Here is a 23448-nt window from a genome sequence, read left to right as displayed (position 1 = left end):
TATCATATTGAAAAAAAATAACAATTTAAGGGTGACGCGTTTTAGAAAACATTAATCAAACCTTTACAATAATGAAATGTGGCAAAAATACGGCAAAAATGGTTGATTTTTGTGGCGTCAGAAGGCCTGCTTACTGCTTGTGGGGGTGGCATGTTCTGCACCTAAATTAGCGTAACGAATTTTGCAGGGGCAGGTTTCGGCCCCGTTCTCTCCCTTAAGCGAATTGCTGAATACAATTGTGTGTGCGTAACATTTGTAAGGGGTTGACGATGCCTGTAACTGACGATTTTACATCAAGTGAATTGGATCTTAATGGTGTTTCGATCGGGTCGCCGACAGCATTGGTTTGGGGGCCAGACGGCAGACTATACGTCACCCAGCAAAACGGCACGATTCAGATTCTGAACGTTGAGTTTGGCGATAAGGATCCAACCGACGGTGACGATGTAAACAGCTTCTATGTGACAGACAACGAGCTGATCCTAGCTGTCAAAGATGTTCCTAATCACAATGACGACGGCGGCGACGCCAGTGGCACCAATCGTCAGGTTACCGGCATCGACGTTGTGCAGCAGTTCGATTCAAACGGAGATCCCGTATTAATTAACGGTGAACCGGCAGTCGTCATGTATGTTACATCGTCGGACAGCCGCATTGGTGCTGGTGGCAGCGGCAACGATAACGGGCTCGACACGAACTCTGGTGTCATCACACGCTTGACCCAAACAGAAACCGGATGGGACGTGGTGGACATTGTCCGCGGTCTGGCTCGCTCCGAAGAAAACCACGCGACAAATGGCCTTGAGGTCATCCAAGAGATTGATCCGGAAACGGGACAACTTTTGTCAGAGCGCCTGATCGTGGCAAACGGCGGCAACGCAAATACCGGAGCGCCGTCGAACAATTTTGCGGGTCAGCAGGAACAACCTTACTCGGCAGCTATCCTCGAAATCGATCTTGACGAGATCAGGGAGATCGAGGCTGCGGACGGCGTTAAAATCGACGACGGGCGTGAGTACGTCTATGACATGCCCACACTGAACGATATTACACGCACGGGTGAAGATGACAGCGGTGATCCGTTCGGTGGCAACGACGGACTGAACAGCGCCAAGCTGATCGCTGACGGCCCTGTTCAGATTTATTCTGCAGGGTACCGGAACGCCTATGACGTAGAAGTCACCGAAGACGGACGCGTCTTTACCTACGACAACGGTGCCAACAATAACTGGGGTGGGCGTCCCGCCGGCGAAGACGAAGACGGTGATACAAATGCAACCGAGCCCGAGACCGGCACCCCGGATGGCTATATCGCGACAAACCTCTTTGTCGAAGACAACAACGAAATTGCGGGCGACTTTAACCCTCAGAACTGGGACCAGTTGCACGAGGTCACACGGTCCGACGACCTGAACGGGCGTTCGCTATCCGCAGGTGAGGGCGGTGCGCAAACGTATCTATGGGATCACCCGGATCTTGGCCAATTGACCCTCGTTTACGGTGGACACCCGAACCCGACACGCGCCGAAGGTGCCCGAGCTGGTCTGCTTTACACGCCCGAAAGTGGTGTCGGCAACGCCAAGCTAATGGTCTCCAACGTTGACAAAGGCAACGGTTCTAGCGATTTTCTTGAGGTTGTCGCTTGGTTCGAAGCAATCGGATACTCGAACGCGTTTATCAACGAAACCGTGGTCGCAGTGGACCCAGGCGTTCGGTATTCTGAAACTTTCGTGGCTGGCTTCGGTATCGATACACCAACAGGCCGCCCAACGACTGCCGGTGTATTCTCACTTGTTGAAGACGCAAACGGCCCCATCGGTCTGCCAGAAGACATTGATGAGATCGTCTTCGCGCTTAACCCGATTGAGGGCAACTACCTGGAGGCTGGCTTCACAGATGGTTCGCTAGATACGGGTAAGGGGTCGATCAACGGTTTGGCGGAATACACGTCGTCGATCTTTGATGATGCAGGCCAGACCGGCATGCAGGGCGCCTTGATTGCCGCAAGTCTGAACCAGCAGCAGTATTACGTGATTGGCCGCGACGTCGACGGGATCGTACAAACCACGACAGACGGAAGCCGTACGATTGCTGCGGATCGTGATTTCATTGGCTCCGGTGGTGCTCCGCTGGGGCTTGCATCCATCGGTGACGATCTAATACCGCACGGAGGCGACACTGCGTTCCGCGGTACGCTATGGGGTGCAATTTACAAGAACAACGGCCCAGTCATCGAAATCCTGCAGCCCGGCAACGCGGAAACCAATGCGCTGTTGGGGGTGAATAATTACGCAGGTGAGGTGCCGTCTGACCCGAACGACAATGACCTCGACGGCGTTGACAATATTAACGACCCATTCGACTTTGATGATGACAACGGCCTTGACCTTGAAGCGGGTCAAACCATTGTGCTCAATTTCAGCCAGGTTGATCTTGCGTCTGTTCCAGAATTTTCAGGGACCATTGGCGACACTGGTCTTCTTGGAGCCGCGTTGGATGGTGTGACGCCGAACAAGGACGCCAAATCAGCACTTGACGGCTTTCCAGCACAAGACCAAGAGCCTGGTCTCTTTGATAATGGTGGGAATATTATTCCCGGCGGCAACGCTCCGATCTTGCAGATCAAAGAAGTTCAGGACGGGACAGCAATTGGTGGCGCCAATACGCTTCTCGACGGTTTGCATACGGGCGTCAAAATCGCTGATGACGTGAAGCGCGTTGTCGCCGAGGTCGAAATTTTCAACTGGTATGCGGACCAGCCTGGCAATGGTCGGATCAGTGGTCTGACATTCGGTGACGGAACACAATTCAACTTCCTGCGTTTTGTGTTTGGCGACATTGGCGGACAGCCAGGACTCGAAGTGGGTCTTGAGATTGGCGACAGCTACCAAGTTTTAGGCACGTCATTTGACGCAGCCTTTGTAACTGCGCTGACAACTGGTGGTGCAACTGCGAACCAGAAGAAAATCCTGCTGCAGCTGGAAATTTCGGACATTGGTGGCGACTACAACATCGCAGCCAATTTCCAGGTAATTGGCGAGACGTCACTAACATCTGTGCCGCTGAGCAGTGATCAGTTGCCAGTGGGCATTTTGCGCGACGTTCTTGACGGTAACTACCAAATTTCTGACGGCGATACGACGCTGGACGCCGGTGCGGCCATCGGTATCGTGGCCGAGAAAGACGACGGCGCGACATTTACCGCTGTCGACTTTGATGTGATCCGAATTGAGGGCATTGGAAACGAAATTGCCGCCGGTTCGGAAGCCGAAGCCGAAGCAGCGGGGACGGCCGGAGAAGACACAGTCCTATACACAGGACCGGCTGCTGATATCGAACTTCACCCCACAGTTGAAAACTTCGACGGATCCGGTTCGCCGGCGGATTGGAACCTGACTGGCACGCCTGACGACAACCAAATCAAGGTTGGTGCCGGCGCAAACACGATCACAACAGGTGACGGTGAAGATGAGGTCATCGGAACCAAAGCCAGCCTAAATGGTGATGAAATCACTGATTTCTCACAGACTGACAAGGTGGTTATCACCGATGCCGATGAAAGCGATATTGCAGGGATTACGTTCGACGTAGGATCTGCGGTCGTCCAAATTGACGGAACCGAAATCACTTTCTCGGGTCCAAAGTTCGATAGTTTCCAAGCGTCCGACGGGCCAAATGTCTTTGCTTTTGAGGAAGTTGACGGAAATCTGGAAATCTCCCTGATCCCTGACGAAACAGTCATCTACCGCGTAAACGCGGGCGGTGCTGATGTAGCGTCACTGAATGGTGGCCCTGATTGGATTTCGGACGCTGGTTTTGCGGCCAGTAGCGGCCCGATCACCATCACAGGTACGGAAGGATCAACTTTTACCAATGCACTGACTGACGCCCAAGATGAGATCGACTACACTGCGGACGTCGATCCAGCAGCCGTACCTTGGGAGCTCTTTGTTAACGAGAGGTCTGAAAACACCATCGGCGGTGCAGAGTTGACCTATAACTTCGATGTTGTGGAGGGCACCACGTACCGCGTGACCCTGTATTTTGTTGAAAATTGGAACAATATCTTTACAGCGCCGGACCGTATTTTTGATGTCGCGGTCGAAGGTGCTGTGCCGGCAGCGTTTGATGATATCCATCCGTTGCGCGAAGCGACTGACTTTGTTGATGGAGAAGCGGCCCCTATCCCGGTATTTGCAAACGGTAGTCAGGATGAGAAGCAGCCCTACCTTGGCGTCGTCTTTAAGCGCGAGTTTGTCTATACCGCAACGGACGATACGCTGAACCTCGCCTTCCAGCACGGCGCAGACGCAAACATTCAGAACCCAAAGATCAATGCGATCGAAGTCACGCAGTTAGGGCCCGCGGCAGAAGTCGTTGATACAACCCCGCCGGTTGTGACGAACATCGTGGTCGAAGACAGCCTGTCAGATCAGGACAGTCCGCGTTCTGTGACCGTGGTGGTGACCGATGAAACAGGATTAACTCTGTCCGACCTGACAGCTCTTGATGGAACTGAACTTGAGTTCACTGGGATCACACCGTCTAATGTGTCTGCACCGGTTGTTGAATTGAACCCTTCATCAACAATTGCGACGCTGACCTACACCATTGATCCGCCGGCAGACAACAATTTTGCCTGGCCAACTGGCACTTACTCGGTGGCTGTTGCTGCTGGCGTGTTTGTAGACTCTTCGGACAACGAAGCTGAGGCTGCCAGCTTTGACTTTACCTTTGCTGAGCCACTAGAGCCCGGCGAAGTTGTTCTTGCCGTGAATGCTGGTGGTCCAGCTGTCGATGGCACTCTTTATGGGCTGCCCGGTGTTACGTTCGAGGCCGACACGCTCGGAGCACCACATCCAACAGTGGATTTCTCAAATACCACCACCGGCCCGGCGGCGAACGGAGGCAACAACGCCAACAACGGTGGGGCTGGTGAAACGTTCACCGGTGCTGCATTGCCGGATGACGTGTTCACCTCTGAACGTTGGGGGAACGACTTTTCTTATGATGTTGACCTGCCCAACGGGACCTATGTTGTCGACCTATACTTTGCTGAGACTTTCCAAGGAGTTAGTAACAGCAATGGCGTTGGTGCGCGCGTATTTGATGCACTTATCGAAGGTGAGACGGTCCTCGACGACTATGACCTATATGATGACGGTGATGGCGTCCTCGGCAACTTGGATGGAGCACCGCTCGTTAAGATAGTCAAGACTTTTGAAGCCATTGTAACAGACGGCACGCTCAACATTCAGTTCACTGCTACTGATGCTGCTGCAGTAGACAACGCCAAGATCAGTGCGTTTGTGGTTCGGACGGCAGAGGCGGGTGATCCAGTAGACACCGTGAATGGTGTACCCACACCGGGCGATGACTTCTCTGATGACGGAACAACGCCAACAGACCTCGGTACTCTCTCTCAGGGTGTTACGACCGTTGTTGCCACCCAGCAAGGCGATGACGAGCCTGGCGGGCGTGAGCGTGACTACTTTACCTTCACAGTCGCAGAAGGCGACGTTTTGACAGGAATTATTCTGGAAAATTGGGAAACGTCTGAAGGCGGCACACCACAGGCGTTTGTGGGAATTCAGGAAGGTGCGCAAGTCACCGTTAATCCCGAAACCTTTGAAAACTCAGGCGATTTACTAGGTGGACATGTTTACAATTCCGGCGATGTCGAGAACGAAGGTACCGGACAAGATGGCAACCTACTGTCCCGTGATGCGTTGGGCGCAGGCAGCGAAGAGGGTCCGGGAGGAACATTCACCTTCGGTGATGGGTCTGGCTTCGACGCCCCCCTTCCGGCTGGAACCTACACGCTATGGTTGAATCAGGGCGGCGAGCAATCCACAGCGACTCTGCGCCTGGAAACCGCTGCGATTTCCGCCACAACGGAAATTGCCGTGGCAGGGGGGGAGGCCGTCCTTGAAAATGGTGACTTTGGCACCACCGAGGTCGGCTTTGACCTGACAGCAACCAACAATTTCACCGGTGATATTGAGGTGACGTTTGATACGTCGCTCGACACCAACCTGACGCAAGTTGTTTCCTTCGTGGATGGGGTCGGGCGACTGACCTTCGCTGTTGACAACGATGACGTTGATAATGGTGCGGAACAGATCACGCTTGTGCAACTGGTATCCGGTACCGACCAAGGTGGCTTGACGTCTGTCAGCATTAACAACGCGGGCGATGGCGCAATCTCGACCGTGACAGAAGATGATGGTCTCTCTGGTAGCGTTCAAAAGGGTGCCCTTGAGTTCGCTGTCAATGCAGGTGGGGGACAAGTTACAAACGAAAGCGGTGTAACATATGAAGCTGCCAATGCGGCTGAGTGGGTCTTTACCAATGCCTACTCAGACCCAGTCGCCCAACAGCCAGCCAACGGAGACTATACCGGGGATGGTGTGGGCAATTTGGACGACGAAGTCTATAAGACCGAGTACTTTGGCGGAAGTGGTGCAGCCCCGGATTTAAGCTTTACGCGTGCTGGCATTCCTGCGGGTGAGTACATTCTGGTTCTGAAGCTGGCGGAAATCTTTAACGGCGCAAGTTTGCGTGTGTTTGACATTACCGTGAATGGTGTCCTCGTCGCTGATGATCTGAACTTGCTAGCCGACGCAGGATTGCATGTTGCTGACGATATCGAAGTCCGCGTGACCATTGCGGATGAGGGCGATGGGACCGGCACACTGACTATTCTCGGTGATCCATCTGAAGACAATGCAAAAATTAACGCGCTTGAGCTTTGGCAGGCGGTGCCAGCGATTGACCCGGCGCTGCCCGCTGTCTCGGTCGAGCCCGTAACGGTAGAAGAGACAGACGGCACTGCGGCGCTTCTGTTTACCAGAACCGGCCCGACAGACGAAGAGCTGACGGTCACTTTCGATGTAACAGATGACACCGCAATCGACGGTGTAGACTACACAGCGCCCGTAACGACTTCGGTAACCTTCGCAGTTGGCGAAACGACAGCGACGGCGCCGTTCGATGTGATCGACAACGAAATTGAAACGATCGTAGGGACGACCCAGTTCAACGTCGAAATCACCGATGCGTCCGTACCTTCCGGTGCTGCGGTTCAGGTCGAACAGGCGTCGGCCGCAGTCACAATCAACGATGACGAATTTGTTGATCCGGACGATATCGATGGCGATGGAATTGTTAACACAGATGATCCTTTTGCCTATGATGGTTCGAACGGCGGTGATCGCGTTCTGACATCAGGAAACAGCTTCCGTCAGGACTTTGATGCGCCAACAGCGGATGCCTTCAGCGCCGAAGCTGGCTTTACCGGGATCCTTATCAATCCAGCCCAAAATATCGGTGGTGCGTCAGGCTCTGATCCATACGGCGAGCAGACGTCGGAGGGGACCACACTTGTAGAAAATGGTGTTTTCAAAACTCAATCGAGTATCAACGACTCGTTCGCGACAGGTACCAACTCTAACAACACGGTCAAAGACAACTACCAGTCGGCGGTCGACGTTACTGGTGTAACCACATTCGCCATCGAGACTAAATTGAACAACGTCTTTGATGACAACTTCACAGGCGGCATTCCGACACAATATGCGTCATACGGCATTACGATGGGTGCCGGTGGTGTCGATGACTTTGTTAAATTCGTCTTCGGCGGGATAGGCAACACAGAAGACAACAAACAACTGCGTGTCGAGATTGGCCATAACAACAGTCTGACAGGTGGGGACGACGCGACGTTGGCAGGCGCAGGTATCGACCTCGCGACACAGGCCACGATTGACTCGGTCATTCTGCGTCTGGAAGTTGATACCACGCCAGCAGGCGATGGCTCGAATTCCGGCACTGTCGTTGGTATCGCGACCTTCCTCGACGATACTGGAAACGAACTGGGTCAGATTACTATTCCTGCAATAGGGATTTCCAACACCGGTTCCCTTGCGGCCACACTTGCGGGGAACAACCCCCTGACGGGCGACAGCGGTCTTGCCTACGGTGTCTCGATTACCCACTTCAACAATGCGGCGAACCAGTTCACCGGTGAGTGGGATTACCTCGAGATCGCTGCCACAGACGCGCTGTCACTGTCGTTGACAGCCCCGGTCGCTCCGGTCGCAGAAGATGGCGACACTGGCGAAACCGTGCTTGAATACGGGCTCAGTGCGCCTGGATTCACCGGAACGGCTGATATCGAATACACGGTGAACGGAAATCCGGACACGGCTGAGGGTGTAGTCTTTGTGGATGGGGTCGCAACGCTGCCTATCGCGTTCACGAACGATGACATCGCGGATGGTGATGCAACCCTGACCGTTGCGCTTGTCGACACAGACAACGCCTCGATCACGGTCGATACAACACCGGCCGATGGTACGGTGACCGAGGATGACGCTGCACCTGTCGCAACGGACGATGCCGTGTCGACCCGCGAAAACACAGCAGTCACCTTCAACCCAGCAGGTAACGATGTTGATGCCGATGACAGTACGGCATCGCTGACCGTCGTATCTGTTGATCCGGAGCCAACGCTGGACGAAGACGTGGATGTATCACTGAACCCTGATGGCACAGTGACCGTCACACCTAGCAACGGTTTCTTGGGCGATGTGACCTTTAGCTACACCGTCGAGGATCCGGGCGGAAACCAGTCGACTGGTTCGGCGACCGTAACAGTGCGCGAACTTCAAACGTTCCGCATCCAGGCCGAAGACTACGACTCCAGCAACACGTACGGTACGCAAGCTCAGGCTGCTGCCGACGGAAATGCAGTCGCTTTCTTGCCCAGCAATGGTGGAACCGGTGACGCGACCTATAACTTGGCGGGCAAAGTGCCGCCGGGCACCTACGATGTGCTGGTCGCATATTTTGATGAGAATGATGGCATCAGCTCTCTCGAATTGGACATCACATCTGATGGAACGGCGCCGTTCAATGCTGCGTTCTTGATGGATGAAAACACGTCGGGCAACGCCGCGCAGGCGGAAAACCTGCGTACAAAGGTTTTTGCCGGTGTCGAGATCGGAGAGAACGGCCAACTTGTGCTGAGCGGTACGACGGGTGGCGGTGAATTCGCCCGCGTTGATTATTTTGAATTTACGCAACAGGAAGATGTCGTAGATCCAACCAACTTCCCGGCATATGCCCCCAACGGAATTGATGATGTTGCGGCAGATGAAAACGTCCCATTCTCGGTCGATATTGGCGCGCAATTCTTCGATGATGAAGAAGACCCGCTGACATTTACTGCAACCAGCAATCTGGAAGGCGGTGTAATGCCAGAGGGCGTGACCTTCGTTGATGGCGTTCTAAGCGGAACACCCATTGAGTCCGGGTCCTTCACGATCTCGGTGATTGCAAACGACGGGAATTCGGACAGTGCACCGGTGCAGTTCAACTTTACGGTGTCTGATGTGCCAAACGCGCCAACCGTGGTTGCGCCAATCCCAGACCTATTCGTCAGTCAGAATGAGGGTGTGAATATCGTTCTGGACGGTGTCTTTGACGATCAGGACGGCGACGAGCTGACTTACAGCCTTGATGAGCCTCTGCCTGAAGGCCTGCAATTTAACGAAGAGGACGGGACAATCACAGGTGCCCCCACGGGTGCGCCGGGCTCATTCCAGGTAACGGTTACGGCCACGGACCCAGGGGGACTGTTCGTCTCGGATAGCTTTGTCTTTAACGTCCTTGGCGGTTCCAGTCAGGATCCGATCCGGATTGAAGCTGAAGACGCGTCAGAGCTGAACGGTTTCTTCATAGCGAGCAACGGCAATCGCATTCAGATGACCGCCAATTCGGATGGTACGGCAACCTACGATCTGACGACGGTACCGCCGGGGTCTTACCAGATACGGATCGGTCACTGGGATGAGAATGACGGGGAATCTACCCTCGACGTCTCATTGCTTTCAGATGGCGGAACACAGTTAATCGACAGTTTTGTGCTTGATGACGATGAGACCAGCACCAACCGGGACACCTCGCCAAGCTTCCGTCTGAAAACACTCAGCGGAACGGCCCAAATCGGTGCGGGTGATCAATTGCAGCTGTTTGGTATGTCCGATGCAGGTGAGTTTTTGCGGATCGACTACATCGAACTGATACCGCTCACCTCAACGAACTTTGCGCCTTCAGCGAACCCGGACGGTGTCGATGACATCTCGATCGTGGGTGAGGTTGCTGTAGTCGGCAACATCGCGGATGCCTTCAGCGATCCAGAGGAAGATGTACTGACATATGGTGTTGTCGATGGCCCGGCGTGGCTCGGCGTCGATTCAGATGGTAACCTAACAGGGACACCAGACGTCGCTGGCACGTTCGAGGTCACAGTGTCTGCAGAAGACGCCGCCAACAATCCAGGTGTTCTGGCGACAACGACCTTCTCGATCACGGTTGAGTTCCCGGACAACCAATTGCCAGTCCTCGACTTCCCAATCGACAACATCACCATCGATCAGGGTGGCCTTGTGGAGCAATCAGTAACCTTCACTGACCCTGAAGGTCAGACGGTTACGTATGCCCTCAGCGAAGACTCTCCGGACTGGTTGGACATTGACGAGTTCGGTTCTCTCACTGGTACTCCGGGTCCCGACGACGTAGCAGTCGACGTACCAGTGACGGTCTTGGCGACGGATCCTGAAGGTGCGACAGCTTCTGTTCAGTTCCTCGTAACCGTTCTGGACGAAAACGATGCACCTGAACTTGGCACGCCGCTTGAGGCGCAGTCAGCGACCTTGGGCCAAGCGTTTGAGTATATCTTGCCTGTTGACGCCTTCACCGATGCGGATATTCCAAACGGTGACGAGCTGACATACAGCGCTACTCTGGCCAATGGCGATCCGTTGCCAAGCTGGTTAAGCATCGACCCAGACACTGGAACGCTTTCTGGGACACCAGACTCTGCGGATGACCTGTCGGTTGTCGTCACGGCGACGGACCTTGTCGGAGAATTCGCGACGGCCCCAGCCTTCGTGATCGACGTGAGCACCTTTGGTGTGCCTACCGATCCAATCCAGATCGAGGTCGAAAATTTCTCTGGCGTCGGCGATGCGGTGAACTTCACTGTTAACAACTTGGCCTCTGCGTCGAACGATCAAATCCTGAGGTTGCAAGCCAATCAGACAGGCGTGGTTACGCATGATCTAAGCCCGTATGCCGGAAGCAGCTTCAAGGTTGCCGTGACCTACATTGACGAGACCGATGGCGCAGGTGCCGGACGGGTCTTTGTGGATGGTCAGTTGTTGGGCAGCTGGAACTTTGACGGCACGGCTGGCGAACAGCTGAATCCTGGTGCAACGACCGGTAACCTCGCTCAACCCGGCAACTATAGAATGGTTGAGTTGGACTTGCCGTTTGGAGTGACGCCAACGTCTGTTTTGACACTAGAGATAGACTCGGAAGGCGGTGAATTTGGTCGCGTTGACTATATCACGCTGGTTCCTGCGGAATTGCCTGACGTCAACGCGGCACCGACAGCAGTGACTGTTCTGCCTGTGTTCGAGACGGCACTGCCGGAAGACACGGACACGACCTCCGCGGTTAAGGTAGGCGATATCGTTGTTACCGATGATGTCCTTGGTACCAACGACCTGAGCCTGAGTGGTGCAGACGCCGCCAGTTTTGAAATTGTTGGAACCGAGCTGTTCCTGAAAGCTGGCGAGTTGCTCGACTTCGAGACCAAAGCAGCCTTCGATATTTCCGTTCAGGTTGACGATGCTGAAGTGGGCGAGGGGCCGTTTGATGCCGAAACCACGTTCACGCTCAACATCGGAGATGTGAACGAAGCGCCTGTGATGACAGTCACGCCTCTTGTCACTGAAATCTCGCAAGATGCTGATGTGACTAACTCGACACCGGTTGCAAATATCGTTGTCTCTGATGACGCGTTGGGTACGTTTAACCTGTCTCTGACAGGCGATGATGCAGCTCTGTTCGAAATCGTCACCGACCCAGGCACGCAAGCGATCACGTTAAATCTGATTTCCGGCGCAACGCTTGATGCAATCAACAACGCTCAACTTGACGTGAATGTTGAACTGGATGACCCAGAAATCGGTGAGGCGGTGGCCGAAGATATTGCGCCGGTCGCCTTTAGTGTAGTGGAAGGGCCAGTCGAAGATCCTACAGACGGCCAAGCGCTGTTCACAGCAAATCTGAACGCAACCGACGTCATCAACGCTAGTACCTTTGCTACTAATTCGATGAAGGTTACCAACCAGTCGGCAAACGACGTGGCGATCTCGAGGGTCATCATTGATCTGGCAGATACCATTATCCCTGACACCGGCTTTGACACCCGCACAGCGGAAGAGGGTGGGCCGATCGGTGATGCCACCAACAAGCCTTTCGCCTTTGATGGCCAAAGTTCTGGTCTGACCCTTGGCGATTTGACGGTCACCATGGGAGATATCATCACCGATCCGCAAACGGGCGGACAGGGCGACAACCAGTTGATCATTGACTTTGCAGAGGGAAGTTTTGGTGTCGGTGATGTGCTGTCATTCTCGATCGATATCGATCCGTTCACCGCAACGGTGGGTGCGATTGGCGGCGCAGTAGCGGGCTTCGAGATTGCGGGTGGTACCGTCACAGTTGAGTTCGAGGACGGATCATCAGCAACATCTGTGATCACGCCTCCGGATGAAACAATCGAAGGCCGCGCATTGGTTAAGGCAGGTCAGGAGGATACTGGTAAGCCGACAGTGACTCTCGGTGATGGGACCACGGAAGCGCGTGTCGTGAACGACGCCGATCTGCCAATCCTGATTGACGCGGGCATAGAAAACGCCAACGGAGTCGCGCGGGTATTTATCCTGGATACGGCCTTTGTCTCAAACGCCAATAGCATCAGTGTCGATCCACCAGCGACAGCGCCAAATGGCATTCAGGGCAACAACGCCCAGAAGGTTGCCAATGTTGTTGAAGTTCAGCTTGATGCAAATGGTCAATTCAGCGGGACCATCCCGTTGACGCGATCCACGACGCAGGAAGCAAATGCCAATGGCAACCTCGGCTTCAACTACTTCAGCGTTGGTGTCGTCGACAGCAACGGTGAGGTGACGCAAATCTCGGATCCGCTGGTGGTCGAGTATGACCCAGACGGCGATGTTGGTACTCCAACAGGTGACGTGCTGTTGCGGATCAACGCATTTGGCGACGAGATCGTAGTGGCTGATGGACCTAACTGGTTGGAAGACTCGCTTGCCAACCCAAGCCAGTATTTCACCGGAACCCAGAACCGTGGCGATGCAGGGTCGCCCAATGCAACGCCGAACTTTGACGACGTTCCAAATGCGATCTTCGAAACCACGCGCTCGGATGACGGGGAATTCTCTTACAACATCCCGATCAGCGACCTGCCTGGTATCGCAGAAGGTGATACTGTCACGGTGAACCTCTATTTTGCGGAATCTCCGAATACACTCTCCATAACCCGCATCTTTGATGTCGAAATGGAGACGGCTTTGGCCATTGACGATCTGAACCCACAGGCGGAGTTCGGTCAAGGCAATGCGGGCGTTATTACAACCGTTGTGCAGGTGGTTGGTGATACGCTGAACATCGAGTTCCTGAACAACAATGTTCAAAACGCGATCGTCAGCGGTATCGAAGTCCTTGCGGGAGGTTTGAACCCAATCAACGGTGGCGGAGTCATTGATCCACCGTCAGACCCAGCTGATGCACTGGCGGTGCTAGGCGTTGACGACGGCGATTTTGATGGCGTCGTGCAGGGAGAGACTGTCGACACCAGCGGAAGCAGCACCGGAACTGGTTCTGTTGTCCTGACTATCCTTGACGGGAACAACACCGTCGACGCATCGAACTTCGGCAACAACTCGCTTCAATTGACAAACACTGGCGACAAGAACGTTGCGGCGGTCTTTATCGATATTCGCAACGCGGTCTTTGGTGACCAGGTGTTTGATAACGACGGGACTGGCGGAGATACCGCGTCTAAAATCTTCCAGATTAATAATGACGATGGTACTGGTGCATTCTTTGTCGGTGCGAACGGTGTCGCAGGTGACAACGATGACAACCTGTTCTTCGCAGGAGACACGCCTGCGGCTGACACGTCTGGACAGTCGAACGGGGCGCCTATCAGCGGCGGCTATCGCGGTCTTCTGATCCGCTTTGACGGCAGCGATGGTGGTTTTGAGGGCGGCGAAACGGTTGGTTTCTCTGGTGACGGTGACTCCAATTCTCTGGCTGGCTTCAATTCCGGTTTGTTGAACCCGAACAACGTTACCTCAACCAGCTTCGATACGGGCGGACAGTCTGGATCGGAATTGACTGGGTCGTCGTTCACCGTCCTCTTTACAGACGGAACAACTGCTACCGGCTATCTCGGCAGCGACACCACGCAAGCGGGTGCTGCTGGTGAGGCGGTTCAAGGACGCGCAGTATCTGAGGCTGTGTTGACCGTGGAAACTGGAAGCGGAAGCTTTGGTTCCGGTCAAACCGGAACATATGGTGGATCTGTTCCAACTGTGACTGTCACGGGTACGGCAGGCGATGTAGTTCGCGTCACCTTGCATAAGGGCTTCCAGCCAACGGACGATGGGGCAGGCGGCTCGCCGGACACCGTCGCCGAAGTGATCCAGGGCCGTCTTGACGATATGGTACCGGATTTTGCCGTCAACAATGCCTTCGACGTGCAGACCTACGATATCACGATTGGTGCAAACGGTACGGCGACACTGCCTGCTGACGCGTTCGACTACGTCAACGCAACAAGTGGCGAAAGCTTCCCTGGTGACGACGTACAGCCGCTGGCCTTTACGGCTGCAGTTGTGGTGCCGGTGACTGATACGTCTGCGGTCGCAGGAAGCGGAGCCAGCGATCTGGTCCCAGTTGGACCGGTAAGTCAACCTGTCTATCTGACGAATCCAACGCAAACACCTGTCGATGACAGTGGCGTTGAGCCAGTCGTGGATGGCTACTTCGAAGTCGTGGGGTCTGGTTCGAACCAATACTTCAAGATGCAGATCGAGGATGGAACCGGAGGCACGGATCCAGGTGGCAAGTGGACTTACCTCACCGCACCTGACGGAGAAGGTAATCAGTCCGGCTTCGAAGGAGATGGCTACTATCTCTTCGGGTCCGAGACGAGCACTGGTATCGATAACGCCACCGGCGGAAACGAGATGTTGGAGTACACGATCTTCGTCGATGAAGATTCTCTTGGCACCTATACCTTCAGTTTCCGAGTTGCTCGGGACGGCAATGAAGCAACCGACGCGCAAAACGATCTTTGGTTGAACTTCAAGCACGCTGAAGATCCGGGAACCGGTCAAATCGAAGAATTCTTGACCGAAGAGCAAGGCAACGAACCCGAGCCTGTGAACAATGGCTTCATCAAGGTCTTTGGTGGCCCGAACACAGGCAGCTGGGGAAATACAGGATCAGTTGACGGTGCTCCTAACAATTATCCTGCAAAAATCGAGATTACCGAATCTGGATTCTACACCATCCAAATCGATGGACGTAGCCAAGGCTACCATGTCGACTATTTTGAGCTGTTCAAAGGCAACAACCCAGCCAACGGCTCGGCCAATTCAGAGTTCATCACGGATGGTGATCCCGGCGGTGGCGGCGGCGGCGGTGGCGGTGAAATCCCTGACGAGTTGGTTTTCGCGGTCGACGCAGGGTCTGATGATTGGGAAGCTCAGGGGGGCGCGGGTAGTTCTGACCTTGAGTTCGGTCTCAATGGCACGTCGCCACAAACCGTCGGAATTCGCTTCGATGACATAGATATACCGGACGGTGTCACAATCGTAGATGCATTCCTGCGCTTTGAAGCGTTTGAGAGCAACAGTGCTGACGCGTCCTTTACGATTAGTATCGAGGACTCGGCGAATGCAGAGACATACTCGAGCGGCAACAACCCAAATGACCGCACGTATGCCGACGAGTTTATCTGGAATGACGTCGAAGCTTGGACCGACGGTGAAACATACCGGACGCCAGACATCTCTGAACTGATCGAAACAATCTTGGGAACCGGTGGCGACGTATCAGATGCAGCGCTTGGGTTCCTGATCGAAGGTTCAGGCAGCCGTGTGGCGCACTCGTTCAACAGTAATGGGGGGGACGCACCTGAATTGGTTCTGATCCTGGAAGAGGATACAATCCTCTAATTTAAACAACGCAAATTGAAAGGTCCGGCGACAAAGCTGGGCCTTTCGCTTGGGCATTTTGTCAGGACTTGTGGCACCAATCACTTTCTGGTTTTTCTTGGTTTAATGTGCCTTACTTGCGGCGTTGCATTTTTTCGAAAAGTACCTGGGTGTGGTGTTGGTCAACTGTCCGTTCCTAACCACCGTTGGCCAAAATTGTAATTCTGTAGGTTTTTACTAATCACAATCTAAAAATTTGATGTTTATATAGCTCACGCTCAGGTTTGACCGCCTTTCGCCAGATAAAAGCATCATCGCTTTCAACATGAAGTCATTGCGCAATCGGCGTGGTTGTATTGCTAAGCTGATGGAAGAATGTCGCTTTTAGAAGGGCCAAAGGTTAGTTTGTGTAGAGAACAATAAGCTTCAAACGGCTTTGGCTACATTGCTGAAAGCCCTGCGTTGGTATTCAACAGAAACTGGCGGAAAATTGGGCTGCTGGCGGCACCTATACCACGGGCGTTTTCGCCGACTGCCGCTGCTTCCACGACCGGAGGTATCAAACCGCGTTTGTCTTGGTTGAACAGGTAACGACGAACCCTTGAAACTAGCTCGTCACGTACATCAGGCGGGAATGCGCCATCAATGAATATTGCCTCAAAGTCGATAACGGCACAAATCGACAGTGCGGCTTTGGCTAATTCTTGCGCTGTTGTGCCAATCCACGGCTCAACATACCGCGCAATGCTACTCCAATCCTGCGGCTTCTTCCAAAGAATGCTTGGATCGACCCCCGCTTCAATCAGCCTGTCCTCAAGCAAAAACAACGAAGCGGTGTCGATCAATTGCTGGCTTTCACCCAAAGGACCTGTTGTGCGCATTGCGCCCAATGCACCGGCATTCCCTTGATTGCCTTCAAATACAGTTCCATTCAAAGCCACTCCGCCACCAATCATTGAGCCAATGAAAAAATAGAAATAATCGCGATATTCGGCTCCGCGACCATACAGATGCTCGGCGTGACAGGCCGCGGTTGCGTCGTTGACGACAAACACCGGTAAATCACTGAACCTAGCGACTTCAGAAAAGAAGTTCACATTTTTCCAGGAACTGAATTTCTTGGCAGCAAGTCCTGAAAGATCGTGCCACTTCCACAGCTCAAAAGGAGTTCCAATCCCAATTCCGCAAACGCGATCGCGAAGTCTCTGAGGTTCGTGTGCCAAAAGCGTTTCCAAGCCGGATTCCAAAAAACCAAAAACTGCTTCCGGCAATGGATAGTCGTAGGTCGTGGAAAGTTGACGGCGCGGTTGGCCGGTGAAGTCAATAAGAAGCAGGTCGGCACTGCGCCGGCCGATCTTCATTCCAACCGACAGAATGCCGTCGGGGTTCAGCTCCATCGGGATCGAAGGCTTGCCGACTTTGCCGCGAAGAGGGGTTCCTCGCTTAAGAATCGCGTCCTTTTCTAGTTTGCGCAAAATGATTGAGACCGTCTGAGGAGAAAGACCAGTCAGTCGCGCGACGTCGGCACCTGCCGCAGGCCCATGCCGTTGTAAAACAGTCAAAATCAGACGTTCGTTATGGTCACGAACGCCACTTTGACTCACCCCTCCAGTCAGTATTTTCAGAGCATCTTTCTCCATAATATCGAACATAACTACCTTGTTTTACTATGGAAAGGCGTTCGCGGAAATTAATAAATAAACTTTATTTATTTATTGACAGCGAGACTAGAATCGCTGTCTTGTAAATATGACCTGCATTGGAGGATGGAGGTGGGTTCTGCTGGTACGACAAGCGGGACAACAAAATTTTATGGGAGGACAAAATGAGAAACTTACTCAAGCTTGCCGCATCTGCAACGGTGCTGACAATGGCGGCCGCATCTGCTCAGGCCGCCGGGGAGACTGTCTGCCTGATCACAAAGACGGACACCAATCCTTTCTTTGTCAAAATGAAGGAGGGTGCGACAGCCAAGGCGGAAGAGCTTGGCATGACGCTGAAGGCGTTTGCCGGAAAAGTAGACGGTGATCACGAAACCCAAGTTCAGGCTATTGAAACCTGCATCCTCGACGGAGCAAAGGGAATTCTCCTGACGGCTTCGGACACAAGTTCGATTGTCCCTGCAGTTGAGCAGGCTCGCGACGCAGGCCTACTTGTTATCGCACTGGATACACCGCTAAGCCCGATCGATTCCGCAGACGCAACCTTTGCTACTGATAACTACAAAGCTGGTTTGCTGATCGGACAATGGGCGAAAGCCAAGATGGGCGATGCGGCGGCAGATGCTAAAATCGCAACGCTCGATTTGAACGTCAGTCAGCCTACCGTGGACGTTCTTCGCAACCAAGGCTTCCTCGATGGTTTCGGCGTAGAGTTGGCAGATCCGAATGTCATTGGCGACGAGACAGATGCGCGGCTTGTTGGAAGTGACGTGACCGACGGTAACGAAGAAGGTGGCCGTCGCGCTATGGAAAACCTGCTTGCCAAGGATTCCGCAATCAATGTTGTTCACACAATCAATGAACCGGCTGCGGCTGGAGCTTACGAAGCTTTGAAATCCATTGGACGCGAAAATGATGTGCTTATCGTTTCGGTTGATGGCGGCTGTCCTGGAGTACAGAACGTGCAGGCCGGCGTGATTGGCGCGACCAGCCAGCAGTACCCGCTATTGATGGCGTCACTTGGCGTTGAGGCCGTAAAGAAATGGGCGGACGAAGGTGTGAAACCCGAAAACACTCCGGGTAAAGACTTCTACGATACCGGCGTTGCGCTTATCACGGACCAACCCGTTGATGGTGTGGACTCTATTTCTGTCGCAGAAGGCTTGGAGCTCTGCTGGGGCTAAAACAACCCCATTCGGTGAGGCGCGCTTGAGCGCTTCACCATTACTTTCGCCAGCAAACCGAAACTTCCTGTAAACTATCCTCGTGGTCGCAATGCCAACCACGAAAAGGGGGAGATATGTCTGAAGCAAACCAAACTGCCCAGGAATTTGAAGAGGCCGCCAGTAAAACGGAAACTGTTGCGGAATTTGAGGACCACCGCCGTGGCGTATTGGGGAAGTTACAGCATCTTCTCCATGTCAATCCGTCCTTTGTACCACTCATCGTTTTGGTGGGCGCGATATTGATTTTCGGTCTGCTCTTGGGTTCAAAGTTCTTCTCTCCCTTCGCAATGACATTGATCCTTCAACAGGTTCAAATCGTTGGCATAGTGGCTGCAGCGCAAAGCCTTGTCATTTTGACCGCAGGTATCGACCTGAGCGTCGGCGCGATAATGGTTTTTTCTTCCGTAATCATGGGGCAGTTCACGTTCCGATACGGCATCCCCGTTCCCATCGCGGTAATGTGCGGGCTTGCAATGGGGACTCTTATTGGGGCTCTCAATGGTTGGCTCGTCAGCCGCGTGAAGCTACCCCCATTTATCGTCACGCTCGGAATGTGGCAGATCGTTCTCGCAACCAACTTCCTGTATTCCGCGAACGAAACTATTCGCAGTCAGGACATTGAAGCGAACGCCCCGTTCCTTCAGTTCTTCGGGACAAAATTCAGCATCGGTGGGGCCACGTTTACAGTCGGCGTTATCTTCATGCTCGTCCTGATCTTTGTGTTAGCTTACGCGCTCAAGCACACTGCATGGGGGCGACATGTCTATGCAGTCGGAGATGATCCTGAGGCTGCCGAGCTGTCCGGTGTGAACGTCCACAGAACTTTGATGTCGGTCTACATGCTGTCCGGATTGATCTGTGCCTTTGCCGGCTGGGCTTTGATCGGGCGTATCGGATCGGTCTCGCCGACCTCCGGCCAATTGGCCAACATTGAAAGTATCACTGCGGTTGTGATCGGAGGTATCTCTCTGTTTGGCGGACGCGGCTCCATACTCGGATCGTTGTTCGGAGCGCTGATCGTTGGCGTATTCACCCTTGGGCTTAGGCTACTGGGCGCCGATGCGCAGTGGACCTTCCTTCTTATCGGGCTTCTCATCATCGCAGCGGTCGCAGTTGACCAGTGGATCAGAAAGGTATCGGGCTAATGTCAGACGCAACTCCAGTCGTCCAAGGCCGCGGGATCGTGAAGCGCTATGGCCACGTAACCGCCATCGACCATTCCGACTTTGAACTTCGCCAAGGAGAAATCCTTGCAGTCATCGGAGATAACGGAGCGGGAAAATCGTCCATTGTCAAAGCGATCTGCGGCGCAACAATCCCGGACGAAGGCGAAATCCTGATTGAAGGCAAGAAGGTCAACTTCACTTCACCAATTGACGCCCGAAATATGGGAATTGAGATAGTTTATCAACAACTTGCAATGTCCCCTGCTCTGTCAATTGCAGATAATATGTTCATGGGGCGCGAGATCCGAAAACAAGGTTTTATGGGCAAGTATTTGCGTCAGCTTGACCGGCCTGCCATGGAGAAGTTTGCCCGTGAAAAGCTCACCGAGCTTGGGCTGATGACCGTGCAGTCGATCAATCAGGCAGTTGAAACGCTGTCTGGTGGCCAGCGCCAGGGCGTAGCGGTTGCCCGCGCTGCCGCCTTTGCGACCAAGTTCATCATCATGGATGAACCGACGGCTGCCTTGGGGGTAAAGGAAAGCCGGAAGGTGCTTGAACTCATCCAAGATGTTCGGGCACGCGGCATTCCGATCATCCTGATCAGCCATAACATGCCGCATGTCTTCGAAGTCGCTGATCGAATCCATGTCCACCGGTTGGGCAAGAGGCTGTGTACGATCGACCCAAAGGACTACACGATGTCAGACGCCGTGGCCTTTATGACCGGCGCCAAGGAGCCCCCAAAAGAGGATGCCGCGTGATTGAGCAGGATGCCAAGCGCGTTTGCGATCTGATTTCCACTCGTAGGCAGGCGGAGGCCCGGACGATTGTCGCAATCGCCGGCCCTCCTGCATCCGGGAAATCGACCCTGGCCGAAGCCGTTGTGCAATTGCTTAACACCAAACAGGGTTCAGATGTCCCACAGGCTACGCTTGTGCCTATGGACGGCTATCATCTAGACAACCGCGTGCTGGAAACGCGGGGTTTATTGGCGAGAAAGGGCGCACCGGAAACATTTGACGCGGTAGGGTTTTGCAGTGCGATCAAAGGATTGCAGTCCGCGCGGCACGAAACCTTTCTTCCTAAATTCGACCGACAGATGGATCTGGCCATCGCCAACGCGATTGCCGTCCACCCAGAAACTCCGATTGTCGTCGTTGAGGGAAACTACCTCCTGATGGACAGTGACCCTTGGAGAACATTGGCGAATGTCTTTGCCGCAACCGTTTTTGTCTGCCCAACCTTCGAAGAACTTAAAGAAAGGCTGAAAAATCGGTGGATTAAGTATGGCTTTGACCCAGAAGCCGCACTGCAACGCGCGGCCTCGAATGACCTACCCAACGCCGAGGTTGTCCGTAGAGACAGTCGGAAAGCCGATCTGACCTTTACGCAGGACTACTCGGCTTACGGTACGAGTTAAAAGTATTGATCTGAAAGACGGATTCTAAGGCGATGCGGTGATGCAAACGCCTCTGGGCGTTTAATAATGCAGTCAAAGTCGCCCAAAACCCAAAGAGGCAAGTTTGGGATTTCTTCTTGGACGCAGCAGAAGTAGGCGGCATCCCAGATCAGAGTGATTTCTGATACTCGGGCGGTTTTTCAACCAATTCCCGTCAGATCGCCAAGACTGGCCGCGATACTAAAGAGGGGGACGTACGGATGCTGTGCTCATTTGAAAGAATTCGTAACCCTTCTTCTCAATTCCAAATAACCAGAAAACACCACATCAACGCTCATCGCTGGAGGGTCAGCTGCCAAATTTGGTGGTTAAGGTTCGTAAGTGTATGCGGCAATACTGACCGCGGCAGACGGCCGCCTAAGCAAACACGAACGTAGCGTTCTTGATCGCCTTCAATTCTGAATGCGCTTTCGGGAATAATGCCGATTTCATGGTTTGACATATGCGACATCAACGCAGCACAAGTCACCGGTTCCGGGAGCTTTAGCCACAAGTTAAAGGCGTGGGGGTTCGCGACGAAAGTTGCTTCCGTGATAGCTTGTGCCGCGATGTCTTGGCGGATTGCAGTTTCCTGACGGATAAATCGGCGTATCTGATCTGCTGTGCCATCCAACACCCAACGCGTTGCGAGCGCCATGGAAACGGGCGATGCCATTACAGAAACCGCGCGAATGCCGTTTTCCATCGCAAAGCCCGCACGTGCATTCGGCGCAACTGCATAAGCTAGACGCAATCCCGCGCCGATACACTTTGCAAGGCCGCCGATGTACCACGTCAATTCGGGCGCACTTGTGGCCATAGGGGGCGGTGCGTCTGGCAGAACAAACCCATATGCGTCATCTTCTATCAGCGGCAGGTCGTAGCGTTTCATTATGTCAGTGATTTCCAGGCGGCGGTCTTGAGGCACAATCATTGTAGTTGGGTTGTGCAAGGTCGGATTCAAATACAGAGCCTTGGGCTTGTAGCGTTCTATGGCCTGCTCTAGCGCATCCGGCAGAACGCCATCTTCATCCATTGGTAGCCCAATCAATTCCAACCCCAGCTGTGCAGCAATCTTTTTGAACCCTGCATACGTGACGTCCTCGCAAAGTATAACGTCTCCTGGACGGGCCAAGACCGTCAGGATAGCGAGCATCGTTGCGTGCGCTCCAGGTGTAACCGCGACACGATCAAGGTTTGGAACCAGACCACGCATGGATAACCAGATCGACGCAGCTTCTTTATCGATCTCTCCGCCAATAGGATTTTGGTACCGCAGCAGGTGAACAAGATCACTCGATACGGCTGAAAGCCCGGCACGCATACGTTCCAACAATTCCGGATCTGTTGGTTCCGGTGGGGCGTTCATCGTAAGATCATTGGCCAGAGCGCGCCGTTCGTCACTAAGGTTACTGATGCTTTTTTGAGGTAGGACAAAGGTGCCGCGGCCGACGTGTGACTCGATCAATCCTCGATTGATGGCTTCTGTATATCCGCGAGAAACGGTTGTGAAATCTACGCCGATCATGTCGGCAAGTCGGCGCTGCGGTGGCAGGCGATCTCCGGGCAGTAAAGCGCGATCTTTCATGTCTTGCGCGATGCAATCCGCAATAGCCAGATACCGCGGTTTCCCTGAATGTTCGATTCGATGTGCCCAATTTTCCATTTTTCACCTGCGTTCCTAGTGTGCGTCATTGGTATTGTATGGAGAAATTGCATACAATGCAGGAGTTAGATACTCGCTCGTCAGAAGCTCCAGGAGTCAACTATTGCGCAATTATTAATGGTTATAAGCGTAATATGCCTAGTTTGTGAGCAGACACATACAATCAATACAAGTTCATTGAATGTATA

Annotated in this window: 7 protein-coding genes; 5 read left to right on the top strand and 2 right to left on the bottom strand. The window is 53.5% G+C overall.

The genetic code is table 11. The features are described 5' to 3' along the window. Window positions 1-269 precede the first annotated feature (269 nt). Complete coding sequence (locus ACR0L3_RS11015) at window positions 270-16124, top strand: malectin domain-containing carbohydrate-binding protein (protein ID WP_480745763.1); 15855 nt, start codon at window positions 270-272, stop codon at window positions 16122-16124. A gap of 419 nt (window positions 16125-16543) precedes the next feature. Here ACR0L3_RS11015 and ACR0L3_RS11010 read toward each other — a convergent pair whose 3' ends face one another. After that, window positions 16544-17743 carry an ROK family transcriptional regulator gene (locus ACR0L3_RS11010; RefSeq protein ID WP_480745775.1) on the bottom strand — a complete coding sequence of 400 codons (1200 nt, stop codon included), beginning with the start codon at window positions 17741-17743 and terminating at the stop codon, window positions 16544-16546. A 185-nt stretch (window positions 17744-17928) separates the two neighbouring features. On the opposite strand from ACR0L3_RS11010, the gene ACR0L3_RS11005 reads away from it, so the two are divergent. The 4 genes from ACR0L3_RS11005 to ACR0L3_RS10990 all read left to right on the top strand — a co-directional run bounded on the left by ACR0L3_RS11005 (window position 17929) and on the right by ACR0L3_RS10990 (window position 21576). Then, window positions 17929-18948: a substrate-binding domain-containing protein gene (locus tag ACR0L3_RS11005; RefSeq protein ID WP_480745762.1), complete on the top strand. Its 1020-nt coding sequence runs from the start codon at window positions 17929-17931 to the stop codon at window positions 18946-18948. Window positions 18949-19064: 116 nt separating this feature from the next. After that, window positions 19065-20135 (top strand): ABC transporter permease, encoded by a 1071-nt coding sequence (locus ACR0L3_RS11000; protein WP_480745761.1) that lies wholly within the window; start codon window positions 19065-19067, stop codon window positions 20133-20135. Further along, window positions 20135-20917 (top strand): ATP-binding cassette domain-containing protein, encoded by a 783-nt coding sequence (locus ACR0L3_RS10995; RefSeq protein WP_480745760.1) that lies wholly within the window; start codon window positions 20135-20137, stop codon window positions 20915-20917. The genes ACR0L3_RS11000 and ACR0L3_RS10995 overlap by 1 nt, the downstream gene beginning before the upstream one ends. After that, on the top strand, window positions 20914-21576 hold the full coding sequence (locus ACR0L3_RS10990) for a nucleoside triphosphate hydrolase (RefSeq protein WP_480745759.1): 663 nt from the start codon (window positions 20914-20916) through the stop codon (window positions 21574-21576). The genes ACR0L3_RS10995 and ACR0L3_RS10990 overlap by 4 nt, the downstream gene beginning before the upstream one ends. 313 nt (window positions 21577-21889) lie before the next feature. On the opposite strand, the gene ACR0L3_RS10985 is transcribed toward ACR0L3_RS10990, so the two are convergent. After that, window positions 21890-23260, bottom strand: coding sequence for an aminotransferase-like domain-containing protein (locus ACR0L3_RS10985; RefSeq protein ID WP_480745758.1), 1371 nt, complete (start codon window positions 23258-23260; stop codon window positions 21890-21892). Window positions 23261-23448 lie beyond the last annotated feature (188 nt).

It is taken from the genome of Ruegeria sp. CK1, from assembly GCF_056536545.1.
Note: the sequence above shows the minus strand (reverse complement) of the source record. Positions and strands in the feature narration are given on the sequence as shown.